Genomic DNA, 588 nt, shown 5'->3' with positions numbered 1-588 from the left:
CTCTCCCCCCCTGCTCCGCAGGGTACCCTCCCCCGCCAAGGGGGGAGGGAAGAGTGGTGCCGCTTCCCTCTCGATCGCCTCGCTCACCGGCACGGGGCATGCCGGCGGTGCCGGGATCGCGCATCGGCGCATCGGCGAGGCGCTGCGGCTCGCCGGGCACCGCGTCGCGGAGTTCGTGCTCGCGGACGAATCGCCGCCCGCCGCGGCGGAATGGACCGATGCGTTTCCCGTCGCCGAAGCCGCGATCCGTGCCGGCGACCACGACCTCGTGCTCGCCGGAAACCTGCACGGCGCCACCCGGAGCCTCGCCATCGCCGGGCGCCTCGCTGCCGAGCGGCCCGTCGCGCTCGTCCTGCACGACCTGTTCCCGCTGACCGGCCGCTGCGCCCACCCCCGCGGCTGTGCCCGGATCGAGACCATCGGCTGCGACGCCGCCTGCCCGACGCCGGACGAGTATCCGCAGCTCGGCCGGCATCGCATCGCCGGCGCGCAGGACGGCAAGCGTGCGGTGCTCGCCCGGCGGGACGGTCCGATCCTGCTCGCCAACTCGGCCTGGACGGCGTCGCGCGCCCTGGCGCTCGCGCCGCC

1 pseudogene is annotated in these 588 nt (G+C 76.2%); it reads left to right on the top strand.

From position 1 onward, the window contains the following. Positions 1–588: pseudogene (locus FV223_RS31090) on the top strand (glycosyl transferase family 1); the annotation flags it as partial.

The organism is Methylobacterium sp. WL116 (assembly GCF_008039455.1).
Lineage (GTDB): Bacteria > Pseudomonadota > Alphaproteobacteria > Rhizobiales > Beijerinckiaceae > Methylobacterium.
This window is presented reverse-complemented; position numbering and strand designations above follow the sequence as displayed.